The sequence below is a fragment of the Pseudomonas lactucae genome (assembly GCF_016937615.1).
Taxonomy (GTDB): Bacteria; Pseudomonadota; Gammaproteobacteria; order Pseudomonadales; family Pseudomonadaceae; genus Aquipseudomonas; species Aquipseudomonas lactucae.
Map to the genome: position 1 here is coordinate 1 of NZ_JAFHKI010000100.1, position 16,245 is coordinate 16,245.

The following is a 16,245-nucleotide window of genomic DNA, read 5'->3' on the forward strand; positions in this document are numbered from 1 at the left end:
GTGGTGATCTGCCCGCCAATATCGGCGATGCCGCCGGGCGCCAGCACGTTCTGTTGCTGCAATTGCTGGAACAGCTGCTGGGGAGACAAGCCCAGCCCCGCCAGGCGCTGCGGGTTGAAGTCGATCGACAACTGCTGGTCTTGCACACCGTGCAGCGTCACTTGGCCGATGCCCGGTAACCCGCCCAACTGGTCGCGCAGGCGTTTGAGCGGTCCGCGCATCTCGCTCATGCTGTAGCCGGGCGCGGTAATCGCGATGGACGCGACAGCGACGCGTCCGAAATTGTCGTCGACAAACGGCCCCTGGGTGCCCGCTGGAAAGCTGGCGCCGGCCTCGGCGACTTTATTGCGCACCTGTTGCCACAGCACGCCCAGGTCCTTGATCTCATCGCGGGCCGTCACCTGGATGATCACGCTGCCGGGGTGGACGGTGGTCACGATGTTTTTGATCTGCGACAGCTCGCGCAGTTTTTCTTCGGTAGGCCGGGCCAGCAACTCTTCGGCGCGTTCGCTGGGCAGGCCGGGGAATTGGATACTCACCAGTGCATCGCGGATCGTCACCGAGGGCTCTTCCTGGGTCGGGAAGCTCAGAAATGTAGCCACGCCTGCGAGCAGGATCAGCAAGGCGGTGAATAACGTCAGGCGGCTCGCGCCCAGGGCGTGACGGGTCAGGTTGATCATTCGGGTGTGCTCAAACGGCTGGAGGGCGAGAGCAGGTTGACGGGCTGGCCGTCGGTGAGGAACGCGACGCCGGTGACGACCACTTGCTCGCCGTCCTTGAGGCCGTTGTCGATGGCGACACGGCCCTGGTCGATCAGGCCGATCCTGATCTCACGCAGGGCGACCTTGCCCTGGGCCGGGTCATAGACGAACACCTGCACCTGGCTGGCGTTGCCACCCAGACGCAACGCCTGGGTCGGAATCGATAGCGCGAGCGCGGCGGGGGCCGCCAGTCGCACGTTGAGGTTTACCCCGCTGGGGAGCGCGAGGTCACGGGCGTTCAGACGAAAACGCGCGCTTTGCAGCAGGCCGTTCTGTGCACGCGTCGACACGCCTTCGAGTATCAGCGGCAGGCTTGAGCCGGGTGCTGCCGGGTCGTTGGCGACGGCATGGTCGCCAGGCTTGAGGCCGGCGGCCTGTTCCACCGGGATTTGCACGATGACCTGCAACGCGCCGCCGGCCTCCAGTTCCATCACGACTTGGCCGGGCGACAACTCGCTGTACAACTGCGCGGGCCTGGCCACGACGCGGCCATCAAACGGCGCGATCAGTTGGCCCAGGCGTTGATCGCGGCGTACCAGGTCCAGCGCCGCTTCATCGGCGGCCTGCTGTGCAACGGCGGCCTGCCACGCGGCCTCGGCTTGCTCCACGGCGCTGGCCGCGACGCTGCCCTGGGCATACAACTGTTGCTGGCGCAGCTTGTTGCGCTTGCGCTCGCCGGTTTGCGCCACGCTGGCGAACAGGGCCGCCTGCGCCTGTTTCAGGCGCAACCGCACGGCTGCCGTGTCCAGGCTTGCCAGCACCTGGCCTTGTTTCACGCTATCGCCGACGTCGACGTTCAACGCCATCAATCGGCCCGCGCCTTCGAAGGCCAAGGCGGCGCGCTGGCGTTGGCGTACCACACCGGTCAACGGCGCAACGTCGGCCTCTGCGGCGTGCACGGTGGTGACTTTCACCGACCTTACGGCCGGTTCCGGCACCGGTTCCTCGCGCGAACAGGCCGCCACCAACAGGCAGGCAACGCCGAGCAGCAGGGGACGGCCCCAAGGACGGAACAACTGAGCAAAACCCTGCATGCCTGGCGCCTCGTTATCAGAAGGTGTAGTTGATGGCGAACATGCCCAGGCCGGCGCTTTCACGTCGGATCAGCGGGCTGTTACGCGCCTGGTCGGCGTACTGGGTCAGCGTCAGGCTGGCCAGCGTCGACCAGTGCGCGTCCAGGCTGTGCTGCCAGTTCAAGGCGGCGGAGTAGGCGTAGATCCCGGCATCGGCACTGTATCTTCCGTAGAGCGAGCGCTGGCTCTGCTCCTGAGTGACACCAAAGAACGTCTGGTTGTAGCGGCCATCGCCGGCGTGCGCGTCGAGGTCCAGGGCCAGGGTGTCGCTGTCTGTGTGAAACAGGACGCCTTCCAGGCCGAAGCGGTAGCGGTTGCCACGGTGTTCGCCGGCCATGCGCAGTTCGGCTTCGCCGCTGACCGACAGCCAGTCAAGCAGTTGCTGGCTGAGGGTGAAGTCGGCGACGGTGGCGCCGTTGACATCGCCCATGCCGTTCAACTCGCGGTCGCCCGGGCGGCTGGTGCTGTCCTTCTCCTTGCGGCCCAGGTCATAGTTGATCGCCGCGCTGGCGCCAAAGCCGCTGTCGGATTGAAATTGCAGGCCCACGCCACGGGTGGTGTCGGCGAACAGCACGCCATGCTGGATGCTGAACATCGGCAGCACGAGCGCGCGGTAACGGTCGGCACCCATGTAGCGCGGCGTGACACCCATGCCAAGGCCCAGGGTGGCGGTGGTCTTGTCGGCTGCCGGGCTGGCGTCGGCCGCCTGTGCCGGGGTCGCGAGGGTGCAGGCCATCAAGGCGGCGCCCCACAGCACGGTACGGGTAGGGGGAGTGGTCAAGTTCATGGTGAAACCCTTTCAGCGGAGGAAAATAGCGGTGCGCCGGACAGCGCGCGATACAGCGCCAGGCGGTTGAACAACAATTGGTAGGTGGCCTTGCGTAATTCGATAGCCGATTCAGTCAGGCGAATCGCCGCCGCCGGGTGCTCCGAACGTGCCGCCGCACCGGCGGCAATCTGTTGCTCGACACGCTTGGCTTTCAGTGCGGTCAACGCCGCCAGATCGATCTGTGTGGTGGCGTTGGCCAACGCTTGCTGGCGCTGATTCAACAGGTCGGCGATTTCGCGGAAGGCGTCCTGCACGGTCTTTTCGTATTGGGCGACGGCGGACTGCTGGCGCGCGGTGGCCAGGTCCAGATTGGCCTGGTTACGGCCACCGTCGAACAGCGGCAGGTTCAGTTGCGGGGTGAACAGCCAGGCGCCGCTGCCGGATGAAAACAAGGTGTTCAAGCGCGGGCTGGCAATGCCCGCGCCGGTGCTCAAGGTGATCGAGGGGAAGAACGCCGCGCGCGCGGCGCCGATGTTGGCGTTCGCGGCGCGCAGCGCTTGTTCGCACTGGCGCACATCAAAGCGCTGCAACAGCCGCTGGGACGAGAGTTCGATCAGCCAGGGCGGGGTGTCCAAGTCAATCGTCGGGTCTGTGACGGTAGCGGTCGAAGCTGTGGCCTGATAGCCGCTGACCCACGCCAACGCCTGCCGTGCACTGGCGTGATCGGCGCTTGCGTCCTGCCATTGCTGGGTGGCACGCCGCACTTCCATGCGCTGGCTGTCGACCATGTCCTGGGCGATGAGACCCTGCGTTTGCTGGCCGACGAAAACGCTCAGCAACTGGTTCTGGTTGTCGAGCATGGACTGCGTGTCGGCCTGTACGCCTGCCTGCAAGCGCTCCTGCAAATACAGACGCGCCACTTCAACGATCAGCGCCTTGCGCGCGGCGAGGGCGCCGTAGCGCGTGGCCAGGTAGTCATGCTGCGCCGCTTCGGACAAGTTGCGCACACGGCCGAAAAAATCCAGCTCGAAATCCGAGATGCCCACGGAGGCCACCGCGATGTCCTGCCCATAACGTTCGTCGGCGCCTTGTCATGCAAATGCTGGCGGTTGCGTTGCAGCCCCAGGGCCACGGTGGGCAAGCGGTCGGCGCGGGAAATGCCGTACTGGGCGCGGGCTTGTTCGACACGCAGCAGCGCCAGGCGCAAGTCGCGGTTGTAGCTCAGGGCGCGCTCAACCCACTGCTGCAACTGCGCCGATGAGTCCAGGCCGGTCAGCAGCTGTTTCTCTTCCTCGGACAGTGCCTCTACCTCATTGGTCGTGGAGGAGGCGCGCCCGTTACAGGTTCGCCTTGCAGGGTCTGCGGCACCGGCAGCGCGGGGGCCTGGTACGCAGGCGCCAGCGAACAGCCGGTCAGCATGCCGACCAGCAGCAAAACCGCGCCGAGGCGTTCGGGCAGCTGGATAGGCTTGGACAGCGGGGCGGTGGTCGGCATAGGATCGGTTCGCGAAAGTCGGGCGTAGGGCAATACTGCTCGCGGACTTTCAATAAACCGTTCGTGAATTATCAAGGTTTCATCAAGAGGCTTCTTTGTGTCAGGAAAACGTATCCTCATCGTCGAAGACGACGCCGACAGCGCCAACATTCTCGAAGCCTATCTGCGCCGGGATGGTTTTGAGGTGGCCCTGGCCGAAGACGGCCAGCGCGGTCTGGACCTGCACAAAAGTTGGCGACCCGATCTGATCCTGCTGGACGTGATGCTGCCGCGCTTGAGTGGCACCGAGGTGTTGTCCGCCGTGCGGCGCAGCAGCGACACGCCCGTGATCATGGTCACGGCCATGGGTGACGAGCCGGAAAAACTCGGCGCCTTGCGCTATGGCGCCGACGACTATGTGGTCAAGCCCTACAGCCCGCGCGAGGTGGTGGCGCGGGTGCACGCAGTGTTGCGACGTACCACGGGCAGCCAACCGGTGGAGCAGTTGCTGCGTCATGAAAACCTGCAAGTGGACCTCGTCGCCTTTACGGCGGCCATTGAACACCGCGATGCGCCATTGCAATTGCTGGACCTGACGCCGACGGAGTTCAAACTGTTGGTCACCTTGCTGAAGACACCCTCCAAGGCCTTCACCCGTGATGAGCTGCTGGAGATCTGCCTGCCGGAAAGCGACGCCCTGGCCCGTGTCGTCGACACCCACGTGCACAACCTGCGGCGCAAGCTCGAAACCCATGGCATCGCCGGGGTACTGGTCACGGTGCGCTCCATTGGCTATCGGTTCAGGTAAGCCGCATGCTTGAGAAATCACGGATCAACGACAAACCCTTGTGGCGCTGGGTCGGCATGCGCATGAGCCTATTGGCGATTGGCGCGGTGGTGGTGATCGCCCTCTGCATGTGGATCAACTTCAGGTTGTCGGACCGCTACTTTTTGCAGCACCTGCCGCCGGCGCGCGCGAGGAGTTGCTGCAGTTGCGCGCCGAGCCGCAGCTCAACGAAAAACGCCTGCGCCAACTGGTTGCCGAATACTATCCGGTGGAGTTCTTCCAGCCGGACATGGCCAACCGTGACTGGCTGATTCTGGCTTGCCTGGTGCTGGCTGCTATCCCGATCATCATCCTCTGCGGTTTGTGGTTTTCGCGGCCTTTGTCCAGCCAGTTCTCGGCGATTGCCCAGGGTGCGCGGCGGGTGGCCGGCGGTGATTTCCTGACACGCCTGCCGGTTCACCGCGCCGCCCCCGATGAGCTGCAGCGCCTGATCAGCGACTTCAACAGCATGACCACGCAACTGGAACGCTACGAGCGCGATGTACGCGAGTCCAGCGCGGTCATCGCCCACGAATTGCGCACGCCATTGAACGCCGCCATGGGCCGGGTGCAGGGCATGCTCGATGAGGTGTTCCCCAGCGATGCTGCACAGTTGGGCATGGTCAAGCGTCAGCTCGATCAACTGCGCAAACTGGTGGATGACCTGCACCTGCTGTCGATGGCCCGGGCGGCCGGCTGGTGCTGGAGCGCAGCGATTTTCCCCTGGCGGTCCTGATCGCCGAACGGCTGGCCTGGTTCCAGCCGCAACTGGATGAGGCCGGCGTGCGTACGCAAGTCAGTATTGCCGATGGGGTTCGCCTGCATGCCGATCGTGATCGCCTGGGCCAGGTGATCAATATCCTGGTGGACAACCTGTTGCGTTACGCGGCGGGGGGTGGCGAATTGAGCGTGATGGCGCTTCGGGTCGAAGACCGGGTGGTGATTGAAATCGGTGACCGTGGTCCAGGGATCGAGGCACAGCACCTGGATAGCGTATTTGACCGCTTCTGGCGGGCGGAGCGTTCCAGGGCGCGTTATTCGGGCGGCAGCGGGCTGGGCTTGTCCATCGCCCGTGCGATCTGCCAGGCCCATGGCGGAGCCATTGCCGCCAGTAACCGCGCCGAGGGGGGCACCTTGATCCGGGCGGAGTTTCCGCTGTAGTTTTCGGGTTTATATCTATGGCTGGATAACTATTTAAATATAGGTAATTATGCCGTCGACGGCGCTTATCCGAGCGTCTGCATTGACGGGAAACGGCCATGGCGAACGGTGATCATCGATTCGAGCGAATTCTTCTGACCAATGACGACGGCATCGATGCGCCCGGGCTCAAGGTGCTGGAGCGGATTGCCTGCCAACTGGCGGATGAAGTCTGGGTCGTCGCGCCCTTGCTTGATCAAAGCGGTACCTCTCATTCATTGAGCCTGCACGCTCCTCTGCGGCTGAGCTACCACGGCACCCGCCGGTTTGCGGTGACCGGCACGCCGGGCGATTGCATTGCCGTGGCGCTGGGGCATCTGCTCAACCACGACAAGCCGGATCTGATTTTATCCGGCGTCAATCGTGGCGCGAACCTGGGCACCGAAACGGTGTTCTCGGGCACCGTCGGCGCGGCGATGACCGGGTTGCTGTTCGGTATCCCGTCTATCGCACTGAGCCAGGCGTTTACCGACCGCGCCGCCGTGCCTTGGGAAAACGCCCTCAACCACGGCGCGAACACGGTTGAGCTACTGATGGCGCTGGACTGGCCGCAGGGCGTTTGCCTGAATGTCAATTTTCCGAGTTGCGCGCCGGGTGCCGTACGTCCGCTGAAAATAACCCGCCAAGGCAGGGGGCGTTTGGACGGGGTGTCGGTGCGCTCGGAGAACGACCCACGCGGCCTGGAATACCATTGGCTTCAATTGCAGCGCCACTCACGGCCTGATGAGCCCGGCACGGAAACCGCGGAAAATCTCGCCGGTCACATCACCGCAACGCCGTTGCAGTTCGAGCGTACCCACGCCACGGCCGCCCGAATGTGCGAACAACTGGCCGAGGCCGGCCGCGTTCAGCGCTCTTCGTAGCGACCATACTGGCTGAGCTTGTCCATCAGCAGCCCGGCGGCCTCCAACTGCTTGCGTTCAGTGGCTGTCAGGCAGGCGTCGACGGCTTCAGCCAGCCACTCATCTCGGCGCTTGCGGCTTGCCTGCAATACGTGGCGGCCTTGGTCGGACAGGCCGATCCAGGTGCGCCGGCGATCCTCGGTGTCCGGTGTTCGGGTGATCAAGTCGCGCGTTTCGAGATCCTTCAACAGGGCGGCGAGGTTGGACGAGCGGATGTTTTCTGCTTCGGCGATTTTCGACGGCGTTGCCATGCCGTCCATTTGATCGATGGCACTCAACACCAGCATCTGTGACCACGTCTCGGGATGATTCTGTGCTTCCTGGCGCAGGCGTTTGTTCAAGCGCGTAAAACGCCCGCGAAATAATGCGATATCCATGCAGCGCTACCTTGGCGAAAAACCTCTGGGATTGTAGCTAAATCAAGGCTGGCGTCGTGCGGTTTCGCGCAGGTAGCGCGCGGGCGAGGTGCCCAGTGTCTTGCGAAACATGCTGATGAACGAGCTGACTGACTCATAGCCGAGCGTCTCGGCGGTTCGCTGCACCGACTGCCCCTCGGCCAGGCTTTGCAACGCGACAATGATCTGCCATTGCTTGCGCCACTGGCCGAAGGTCAGGCCGGTTTCGCCTTTTATCAGGCGGGCCAGCGAACGTTCACTCATGGCCACATGCCGTGCCCAGCTCGCCATGGTGGCGCGGTTGGAAGGGGCTTGTGCCAAAGCCCGGGCGATGGTGCGCAGCGGGGTTGCTACGGGCAACGGCAGGTAAAGTTGTTCCGTGGGGGCCAGTTCAAGTTCTTCCAGCAGCACGTTGGTCAACCGCGCAGTGCGCGAATTCGCGGGGTAATCCTGGGCCTGGCCGCTCAGGTGGAGGATGAGCTCGAGGATCAGTGGCGACAGCGCCAGCGTGCAGCAGCGATCCGGCAGTGTCGCGGCGCCGGGTTCGACGAACAAAAAACACACTTGCCCATTGGCCGTGACCCGGTTGCTATGGGCGACGCCCCCTGGGATCCACACGCCGAACCCTGACGGCACCATCCACACCCCATCTTCTCCCGTACACACGATGCCGCCGCAGTAAGCCACGACCAGTTGCCCTTTGCGGTGCGTGTGTACAGCGGACTCGCTGTCGTTGCGCTGGGGGGCGAGCTTCAGCGCTACGGCAGGTTGCGACAGGTTGTCGTACTCGAACTGATCGACGGGTAAGTGCTGGAGTTCGGCCATGGGGGTGCCATCGAGGGTTGTCTGGATTTGATTATATTTTGGCAGTGTACTCAATATCGGCAGCACGGGTAATTCCTTAGCATCGTCAACAAGCCCCCCTTGAGGATGCGGGCGAATGCTCGAACCCTCCGAACCCGGTACTTGCCATGCTCAGTGAAATCGCCATTGCCAACCTCTACTTTCCCCCCTTGTTGATCTACCTGGGCGTATCGGCCTTGGTCTACATCGTCATCGAGCGCCTGGCACGCTGCTGGCTGGACGGCGCGTGGCACCCGGCGCTGGCGCGGTTTTTTGTGTCGCTCATCGTCGTGTCGGCGATGGTTGTCAATTGCTGAGGGAGGCTGCGGGCATGTCTATCGTCAAACGCCTCAAACCTGTCGCCACCCTGGCGCTGGGGGCGCTGGCCCTGGTGTTCTGCCTGCAACTGTGGCGAGCGTATGTCCTGGCGCCCTGGACGCGGGACGCACGGGTGAGCGTGCAGGTCATCCGTATTGCGCCGCAAGTTTCCGGCCAGATCGATCAGTTATCGGCCACTGACAACCAGTGGGTGGCAAAGGGCGATTTGCTGTATCGCATCGATGCACGCGCCTATCGACTGGCCGTGCAGCAGCGCGCCGCCGAGTTCGCCGAGGTGCGCAGTGTGTTCGAGCAACGCCGTGCGCAATTCAGGCGGCGAACCCTGTTGGCCGGCGCCATCGCCCAGGAGGAAATTGACAACGCAGCGCGCGACCTGGCGGTGGCCCAGGCGCGCCTGGACGCGGCAGCCAGCCAGTTGGCCCAGGCGCAACTGGATCTGGATCGCACGACGGTGCGTGCGCCGGTGGACGGCTATGTCACTCAACTGCGCCTGCAGCCCGGTGACTACGCGCAGGCGGGCACCACCAACCTGTTCGTGGTCGATGCGCACAGTTTCTGGATCACGGGTTATTTTGAGGAGACCAAGCTGGCGCAGGTGCGCATCGGTGCACCGGTCTCGATCAAGCTGATGGGGTTTGCCCCGCTGCTGCAAGGGCATGTGGCAAGCATGGGCCGGGGGATCGCCGACACCAATGAATTGCGCAATGACAGCGGTCTGCCTCAGGTGAGCCCGACTTTCAGTTGGATTCGGTTGGCACAGCGTGTACCTGTGCGCATCGAGTTGGACAAGGTGCCGGACGGGGTGGCGTTGGCGGCGGGCATGACCGCCAGTGTCGAAGTGACGCAGCCGAACGCCGCGCCGCGCTGGCGGCTCACCCAATGGCTGCAGGCGTTCATGTGATGACGAGGCTGGCGACACGCCTTTTCGCGGCGATTCCCCGACCCTGGACAGCCGCGACCTTCGCCTACGTAGTGCGTTGTATCGTGGCGGCGGGTCTGGCGCTGTGGCTCGGCTTCCAACTGCACCTGGACGCTCCGTTTTCGGGCGCATCCACCGTGTTGCTGTTGGTGCAGCCGATCCAGGGAGCGGTTCGCGGCAAGGGCGTCTACCGGATGCTGGGTACTTTGATCGGCCTGGGGGCGGCGTTCTTGCTGACAGGGCTGTTCGCGCAACAGATGCTGTTGTTCATCCTGGGTATCGGCGTGTGGCTGGGCCTGTGTGTCGGTGCAATGACCGTGTTGCGCCATTATCAGGCCACGGCGGCAGTGGTGGCGGGTTATACGGTGTGCCTGGCGTTGGGGCCAGCCATCGTCGCGCCTGAGCAGGCGTTCGACCACCTCATCACGCGGGGCACGGCGGTGGCGCTTGGCGTGTTGAGCTTGAGCCTGGTCGTCACGCTGTTCAGCGCCAGAACGATGGCGCATAAAGTTCGACGTTCGCTTGTCGATGTCTATGCCCGCAGCGTGGGACTGCTCGCTGCACAACTCTGCGGCGAGCAGCCTGTGGGGCTGGCGAGGCAACGTCATGCGCTCGCGATGGATATCGGCAAGGTGGACGACCAACTGGGACTCGCACGCGGGGAGTCGGCGCTGATTCGCTCCCGGCAATTGGCGATTCAGGCAGGTCTGGCGCATCTGCAATCCGTTGTACTCGACATGCGCCTGGACGAGCCATACCCCAGCTTCGATCCCACGTCGCTGGCTCAAATAAGCACCGCGTTGCGACAGTTGAGCGAGCGGATGTCCGACACACGCGGCGACTTTCTCGTCGCGGCCGATACGGTGAAGCAACTGTGTCGCAGGGCGCGTGAACTTGCTGACTCATCCGCGCCTTCGCACGTGTTCAGCGAACGCCTGGAGGAACAACTGACGGACCTGAGTGAGGCCTTGTTGAGTTTCTCCAGTCTTGATCAGCCTCGCCCCAAGCGCGTGCGTGCCGTGGGGTATCACCGCAACTACGTCGATGCCGCGCGAAACGGCGTCAGGGCACTGCTCGCCACGCTGGCCACCGGCACACTCTGGTACGTCAGCGGTTGGGATCAAGGGCCCACGCTGCTGGCGGTCGTGGGCCCATGCTGCACACTGTTGGCGACGGCCCCAGCGCCTGACCAGGGTATCGCCGGCTTCATACGGGGCACGCTCTATGCCATCTTGGCGGCGGTGCTGTGCAAGTTCCTGGTGATGCCTCAGATCAACGGTTTCCCTCTGTTATTCCTGGTACTGGCGGCGTTCTGGTCGTTCGGGATCCATGCCACCAGCCAACCGCGCTACGGTCTGCAAGCAATTGCCTACCTGATCGGGTTCAACACCTTGGTAAGCACTGGCGATACCGCCCTCTACGATTTCGCCGGCTTCGCCAATCAGGCGCTGGCCTGGATCGTTGCCATGCTTATCTGCCTGCTGGCATTTCAGATATTGCCGAAAGATCCAGCTAAACACGTTCGGGCGTTGAAAGATTCACTCCACCAGCACACACGCCGGCTACTTCGCCAGGCGAGCACTGTCGATCACCTTAAGTGGCAAGCAACGCAACAACACCGGATCGTCGCGCTGAAGAGTGCGCTTGGCGCGGATAACCCGCACGCTGACCAGGCGGGCTACCTGTCGTTGCAACTGAGCAAGCAATTGAGCCGGCTACAGCGTAAAGCGAGCCGCGTTGATCCGGGATCACCCGTCGCCCAGTGCGCACAAACCGGTGCCCGGCGCATTGCTCGTTATGCTTATGATCCGGCAATCGGCGCTGTGCAGGCACGCCGTACGGCAAGGTCGATGAAAAGACTCGGAGCGCATCATTTGGCGGTCTGTTACCAGGACCTGGCGTGGTTGCTAGAGGCATACGCGAACACTGTGTGTTCCCTTGCGCCTCAGAGGGACAGGCTTCTTCATGCCAACTCCCTGAGTTCCAGCCGACGAAGGTGATCGCCAATGAATTTGGCTCTAACATGAGCCAATCTTCATGCTGCGCTTTTCCCGACCACTCGCTGGACGCCCCACCTATGAGAGACCTGCCACCCACCGCCACGTTGCGCGCTTTTGAAGTCGCCACGCGGCACCCGACCTTTACCGCTGCGGCGCAGGAGCTGCATGTGACGCAGAGCGCGGTCAGTCACCAGCTCAGACATCTCGAGGCACTGTGGGGGTTGCCGTTGTTCGAACGGGGCAGGGCGTTACGTCTCACGGCAGCGGGGGCTACGCTGGCGCCCATCGTACGAGAGTTCTTCATGAGCCTGGAGGCGACCTTGTGCGACTTGCGCGAGCAAAAAGGCCGGGTTCGACTCAGCGTCAGCACCACCTATTCCTTCGCGCTGAAATGGCTGCTGCCACGCTTGCCGAGTCTTTCTCGCCAGCACCCCGAGCTGCTGGTCTCGCTGGATACCACGGACGCAGTCATCCACTTCTCCGACGCTCAGGCCGATGTCGCGATCCGACTCGGCAAAGGCAACTACCCAGGGCTGTACTCGGAGTTCCTGTTTGGCGAGCAGGTGTTTCCCGTGGCCAGTCCCGAGCTGCTGCAGCGCGTTGGAACACCGGGCAGCCCCACCGAGTTGTTGCGTTTACCGCTGCTGATCCGGGATGCGCCGAGCTGGCGCCGAAATGGGAGGTGTGGTTTGAAGCGGTCGGCCTGGCATTTTCGCCGCTCAGGGAAAGCGTCAGGTTTGGCGATACCAACATGACGGTTGAGGCCGCCTTGCTCGGCCAGGGCGTGGCGTTGGTGCGCAGCGGACATGTCGAGAACGAAATCAGCGATGGCCGTCTGGTGCGGCTGTTCGATGTGCAGTTCCGGTCGCCGCTTGCCTACTATTTCGTGTGCCCCAAGGGCATCGAGTCGCAGCCGCACATCGCAAGCTTTCGTCGATGGTTGGTCGGCGAGGCGCTGAAAGTCCAACAAGCAGATCAGTGATCCATGAGCATTCGCTCATGCTGCAATGAAGAGACTTCGCTGTCGTCCGGGCCCGGGGTTGCCTAAAGTGGCGTATGCCTATCCATCTCGTGGTTCTCGTCCTGTTTGCCGCGCTGCTGCACGCCAGTTGGAATGCGCTGCTGCGCGGTGGTACCGACCGGTTATGGTCGATGACGGTGATGTGCGTCGCCATCGCCGTCAGCTGTGTCCTCGCCGCCACGTTCATGGTGCGCCCTGCGCCTGAAAGCTGGGGCTATGCGCTGCTGTCGGGGTTGTTGCATGTCGGCTACAACCTGTTCCTGGTGCGCAGCTACCGGGTCGGCGACCTGGGGCAGATCTATCCGATTTCGCGTGGATCGTCGCCGGTGCTGATCACCCTCGGGGCTGCGGCTTTTGCCGGGGAAAGCATCGCCCCGGGCGAGTTGCTCGGTATTGCGCTGGTGTCGGGCGGGATTATTTCGCTGGCCTTCAGGGGGCGCAGCCTGTCGGTTCCCAGCCTGCCTTACGCGCTGGGCACGGGCGTCTTCATCGCAGCGTACAGTGTCGTCGATGGTATCGGCGCCAGGCTCTCCGGTGCACCGCTTGCCTACACGGTGTGGATGTGCGCCTTGTGGGGTGTGCTGATGCCGGTGGTCTACATCGGCCTGCGCGACGCCCGCAGCCTGTTCTGCGTGCGGCCTGGAACAGTCTCCGCCGTGGTGGGTGGGCTGGTCTCTTTGCTCGCCTATGGCGTGGTCATCTACGCCATGAACGAAGCGCCGTTGGGTGCGGTATCGGCCTTGCGCGAAACCAGCGTGCTGTTTGCGGTGTTGATCGGCTATCTGTTCCTCGGCGAGACACTCACCGTCCGCCGGATTCTGGCGTGCGTCGTGATCGTCAGCGGCACGCTTCTCATCGGCTGATACAGCCAACGGCTCAGGGCGTATCCCGAGCCGTCGCGGGAGCTAGCCCCCTCGCCACAGGTGACAGTCGACTGAAATCCGCCATGACCGCGCGCGAAGCTGGCACATTGAGACTATGCTCATCGCCAAATGCAAGCCATGTCGTGGTTTCAATCGTCGCCCGCCAAGGAAAGGAGTCGTACATGTCTGGATCTCAATATTGTCCGGCAGTGCCGCAATGGCTTCATCGACAGGTTGTGGGCAAGTGCAGGCCGAGCCTGTGGTGCTTCGCCGCCTGCCTGAGCGGGCTGGTGATGGTGGCCGCCAATCGCGCCCAGGCTGCCGACGGCAGTATCGCCGGCGGCCCTGCCGCGAGCTATAGCATTGCCTTCAGTAACTCCTACGCGGGCAGCGATTTTCGCAAGGTGATGGTGCGCAACTGGCAGGAAATTGCGCAGCAAGCGCAACAGCAGGGCTTGATCCGCGAGGCTCCGGTGGTCAGTGCCAATAACTCGGCGTCGGAACAGGCGGCTCATATCCAGGACATGATCGTCAAGGGCGTCGATGCCATCGTTGTCCTGGCCGCGTCCGACACGGCCCTCGACGGGGTGATCCGCGATGCCTGCAACGCCGGCATCGTGGTGGTGGTCATGGCCAGCAAGGTCACCGAAGGCTGCGTCTATACCGTGGACTACAACTGGTCCGCCATGGGCCGCGTGGAAATCGACTATATCGCCGAGCGCCTCAAAGGCAATGGAACGCTGCTGGAGATTCGCGGCATTGCGGGTGATGCCACCGATAAAAACATCAGCGACGGCATTCGCAAGGCCGCCAGCGACTATCCGGGCCTTAGGTTCGCCAAGACCGTATACGGCAACTGGACGGGGGCCGTCGCACGCAAGGAGGTGTCGCTGGCGCTGCCGTCGTTGCCCGTCATCGATGCCGTTGCGACCCAAGGGGGCGACGGTTATGGCGCGGCCATGGCGTTCAAAGCGGCGGGACGCCCATTGCCGATCATCGTGATGGGCAATCGTCAGGATGAGCTCGCCCTGTGGAAACAGGAACGCGAGGCCAATGGCTACGAGACCGTTTCCGTTTCCGCTTCGCCAAGCGTCTCCCAAGTGGGGTTTTGGGTGGCCCAACAGATTCTGGCGGGCAAACAGGTCCCGAAGTTCGTTGAAGTGCCGCTGGTGCGCATCGATGCCAAAGACCTGGACACCTGGCTTGCCACCATGCCGGTGGGCGGCGCCGCCAATCCTTTCTACAGCCAGGCTTCCGTTGTGGCGATGATCGACGCGGCCAACAATCATACGGCGGCGCCGGCGCCTGTGCCGGAGATCAGGAAACAGTAGTGGCGGTTGGGGAGCAAGGGCCATGCTGACATTCAAAACCGCCAGGGACCGGCCCATTGCCGTCAAGATCGGCCTGGCGGTCGCCGCACTGGTGTTCCTGATGCTGGCGGTGTCGCTCGTGAACCTCTACGGGCTGCGCGGCATGGTGCGCGCGGTGGATTCGGCCAGTCATTCCGCGGAAATCCTGGCGTCGGTCAACGGCGCCACCGGGCGGGTGGAGAACTTCATTGCCACCCGCGACCAGGAAAGCCTGTCCCAGGCCGAAGGCATGGTGGCGACGGCTATCGCCGGCCTGACCGCCATTCCGGTGGCAGAGGCGCAATCGCTCAAAGGCAGCCTGGAACGGCTTGCGTCGGCGATCACGGCCCTGCGCGCGGCGACCCTGACCATGGATGGTGAAACGGAGAACATGACCACCCACCATGGCCGGATGCGAGAGGCGACGATCCTCATCGAACAAGGCATTGCCGATGGGCTCAAGGACCTCGACACCCGCGCGGCTGAACACCAGGCTCGGGTGAGCAACATCGAAAGTGCCCATCGCATGCTGGATGTGCTGCGCAACGGCGAACGGATCATCACCGCCAATGTGGCCAGGATGCTGCTGAGCGGTGATGGAACGGCCGCCACTGCAGCGCGCAACGCCTGTGCGGCACTTCAGCCGGTGGTCGAACAATTGCGCGAGGTGATGGGAGCGGCGGATGCAAGAGAGACCCTGGACCAGTTGGCCGTGGCGATCACTGCGGCCGGCCTGGCGGTGGAGCACCTTGGCGAGGCGCCCAAGCTGCGCGGGGACGAGGCGTTGCGGCAGCTCGCCGCTGTCGGGGATATAGCCGAGCGTCTCGAAGCACAGTTGGGGGATGTGGATGGGCAGGTTGCCCATGACGCAAGCGACATTCAGGCCGCCACCGGATTGCTGCACAATGCCGCGGCGTTATCCAAGCGTTTCGCCGAACGCGTGGCCACTCTGGAGGCGCAGACCTTATCGTTTCGCCTGTCACCGTCGGCCGAGATCGCCGACGCTGTCGGCACCCTGCTGGACGAACTCTCGCGTCTTGCGCGTGTGCTCCCTTCGTCCGTGGGGACGCAAGCCAATGCGACGCCGCTGACGGTCAAGGATCAGATTGCCGGCTACCGAGCGGCATTCGCCAGGTTCCGCCAGGCAAGCAATGCCTTGAGCGACGCGCGCGACCAGGTTCGCAACGAGGCTCGCAGTGCCGGCCTGTTGGTGGCGCGCTTCGCGGGTCAGGCGCGCTCCGATGCCTTGGTCCACAATGACCGCGGCATGCTTGCGACGGTCATTGCGTTCACTGTCGCCATCCTGCTGGCCGGCGCCATCGCCTGGAGCACCTCGCGATTTGTCGCGCAGCCCATCGTGGCCCTGGCCTCGGTCATGCGCCGGCTTGCGGCCGGCGACCTGCGCACCGGGATCGCCGGCGTCGAACGCGGCGACGAGATTGGCATCATGACCCGCGCGGTACGCGTGTTCCAGGAGAATGCCCTGCGCATCCGCGTGCTGGAGGCCGAGGC

Annotated in this window: 13 protein-coding genes and 3 pseudogenes; 10 read left to right on the plus strand and 6 right to left on the minus strand. The window is 63.6% G+C overall.

Going from position 1 to position 16,245, the window contains the following annotated elements; translation table 11 throughout:
* From JWR98_RS18520 to JWR98_RS18535, 4 genes and pseudogenes are all read right to left on the minus strand, one after another.
* Positions 1–680, minus strand: a 680-nt coding sequence (locus tag JWR98_RS18520) for an efflux RND transporter permease subunit (RefSeq protein WP_205490768.1), incomplete at its 3' end; no start/stop codon positions are given.
* Positions 677–1,795 (minus strand): efflux RND transporter periplasmic adaptor subunit, encoded by a 1,119-nt coding sequence (locus JWR98_RS18525; protein ID WP_205490770.1) that lies wholly within the window; start codon positions 1,793–1,795, stop codon positions 677–679. The genes JWR98_RS18525 and JWR98_RS18520, both read right to left, overlap by 4 nt.
* A 16-nt stretch (positions 1,796–1,811) precedes the next feature.
* The gene (locus tag JWR98_RS18530) at positions 1,812–2,621 is read right to left on the minus strand and encodes a MipA/OmpV family protein (protein ID WP_205490772.1); all 810 of its coding nucleotides are present in this window, start codon (positions 2,619–2,621) and stop codon (positions 1,812–1,814) included.
* Positions 2,618–4,097: pseudogene (locus JWR98_RS18535) on the minus strand (efflux transporter outer membrane subunit). The gene JWR98_RS18530 and the pseudogene JWR98_RS18535 overlap by 4 nt, the downstream one beginning before the upstream one ends.
* 97 nt (positions 4,098–4,194) lie before the next feature.
* Here JWR98_RS18535 and JWR98_RS18540 point away from each other — a divergent pair.
* From JWR98_RS18540 to surE, 3 genes and pseudogenes are all read left to right on the plus strand, one after another.
* Positions 4,195–4,884 carry a response regulator gene (locus tag JWR98_RS18540; RefSeq protein WP_205490774.1) on the plus strand — a complete coding sequence of 230 codons (690 nt, stop codon included), beginning with the start codon at positions 4,195–4,197 and terminating at the stop codon, positions 4,882–4,884.
* 5 nt (positions 4,885–4,889) lie between these two features.
* Positions 4,890–6,063, plus strand: a pseudogene (locus JWR98_RS18545) (sensor histidine kinase).
* Positions 6,064–6,161: 98 nt separating this feature from the next.
* Positions 6,162–6,965, plus strand: coding sequence for a 5'/3'-nucleotidase SurE (gene surE, locus JWR98_RS18550; RefSeq protein ID WP_205490776.1), 804 nt, complete (start codon positions 6,162–6,164; stop codon positions 6,963–6,965).
* Here the strand turns inward: surE and JWR98_RS18555 are convergent.
* Complete coding sequence (locus JWR98_RS18555; RefSeq protein WP_078733146.1) at positions 6,950–7,381, minus strand: MarR family winged helix-turn-helix transcriptional regulator; 432 nt, start codon at positions 7,379–7,381, stop codon at positions 6,950–6,952. The genes surE and JWR98_RS18555 overlap by 16 nt on opposite strands.
* Before the next feature lie 42 nt (positions 7,382–7,423).
* Complete coding sequence (locus JWR98_RS18560; protein WP_205490778.1) at positions 7,424–8,224, minus strand: AraC family transcriptional regulator; 801 nt, start codon at positions 8,222–8,224, stop codon at positions 7,424–7,426.
* 146 nt (positions 8,225–8,370) lie between these two features.
* On the opposite strand from JWR98_RS18560, the gene JWR98_RS18565 reads away from it, so the two are divergent.
* The 7 genes and pseudogenes from JWR98_RS18565 to JWR98_RS18595 form a co-directional block, all read left to right on the plus strand.
* Positions 8,371–8,559 carry a DUF1656 domain-containing protein gene (locus JWR98_RS18565; protein ID WP_078733148.1) on the plus strand — a complete coding sequence of 63 codons (189 nt, stop codon included), beginning with the start codon at positions 8,371–8,373 and terminating at the stop codon, positions 8,557–8,559.
* Positions 8,560–8,573: 14 nt separating this feature from the next.
* Positions 8,574–9,482 carry an efflux RND transporter periplasmic adaptor subunit gene (locus JWR98_RS18570; protein WP_205490781.1) on the plus strand — a complete coding sequence of 303 codons (909 nt, stop codon included), beginning with the start codon at positions 8,574–8,576 and terminating at the stop codon, positions 9,480–9,482.
* Positions 9,482–11,500 (plus strand): FUSC family protein, encoded by a 2,019-nt coding sequence (locus tag JWR98_RS18575; protein ID WP_205490783.1) that lies wholly within the window; start codon positions 9,482–9,484, stop codon positions 11,498–11,500. The genes JWR98_RS18570 and JWR98_RS18575 overlap by 1 nt, the downstream gene beginning before the upstream one ends.
* A gap of 77 nt (positions 11,501–11,577) precedes the next feature.
* Positions 11,578–12,482, plus strand: a pseudogene (gcvA, locus tag JWR98_RS18580) (transcriptional regulator GcvA).
* Between the two features lie 74 nt (positions 12,483–12,556).
* Positions 12,557–13,384 carry a DMT family transporter gene (locus JWR98_RS18585; RefSeq protein WP_078733152.1) on the plus strand — a complete coding sequence of 276 codons (828 nt, stop codon included), beginning with the start codon at positions 12,557–12,559 and terminating at the stop codon, positions 13,382–13,384.
* A gap of 293 nt (positions 13,385–13,677) precedes the next feature.
* The gene (locus tag JWR98_RS18590; protein ID WP_225908779.1) at positions 13,678–14,715 is read left to right on the plus strand and encodes a substrate-binding domain-containing protein; all 1,038 of its coding nucleotides are present in this window, start codon (positions 13,678–13,680) and stop codon (positions 14,713–14,715) included.
* Between the two features lie 22 nt (positions 14,716–14,737).
* On the plus strand, positions 14,738–16,245 hold a 1,508-nt coding region (locus JWR98_RS18595; protein WP_205490785.1), incomplete at its 3' end, for a HAMP domain-containing protein.

Excerpts from the sequence above, each read along its gene's own strand:
- JWR98_RS18525 (WP_205490770.1), bottom strand. The coding sequence starts at position 1,795 with ATGCAGGGTTTTGCTCAGTTGTTCCGTCCTTGGGGCCGTCCCCTGCTG.
- JWR98_RS18530 (WP_205490772.1), bottom strand. The coding sequence starts at position 2,621 with ATGAACTTGACCACTCCCCCTACCCGTACCGTGCTGTGGGGCGCCGCC.
- surE (WP_205490776.1), top strand. The coding sequence starts at position 6,162 with ATGGCGAACGGTGATCATCGATTCGAGCGAATTCTTCTGACCAATGAC.
- JWR98_RS18555 (WP_078733146.1), bottom strand. The coding sequence starts at position 7,381 with ATGGATATCGCATTATTTCGCGGGCGTTTTACGCGCTTGAACAAACGC.
- JWR98_RS18560 (WP_205490778.1), bottom strand. The coding sequence starts at position 8,224 with ATGGCCGAACTCCAGCACTTACCCGTCGATCAGTTCGAGTACGACAAC.
- JWR98_RS18565 (WP_078733148.1), top strand. The coding sequence starts at position 8,371 with ATGCTCAGTGAAATCGCCATTGCCAACCTCTACTTTCCCCCCTTGTTG.
- JWR98_RS18570 (WP_205490781.1), top strand. The coding sequence starts at position 8,574 with ATGTCTATCGTCAAACGCCTCAAACCTGTCGCCACCCTGGCGCTGGGG.
- JWR98_RS18575 (WP_205490783.1), top strand. The coding sequence starts at position 9,482 with ATGACGAGGCTGGCGACACGCCTTTTCGCGGCGATTCCCCGACCCTGG.
- JWR98_RS18585 (WP_078733152.1), top strand. The coding sequence starts at position 12,557 with ATGCCTATCCATCTCGTGGTTCTCGTCCTGTTTGCCGCGCTGCTGCAC.
- JWR98_RS18590 (WP_225908779.1), top strand. The coding sequence starts at position 13,678 with ATGGTGGCCGCCAATCGCGCCCAGGCTGCCGACGGCAGTATCGCCGGC.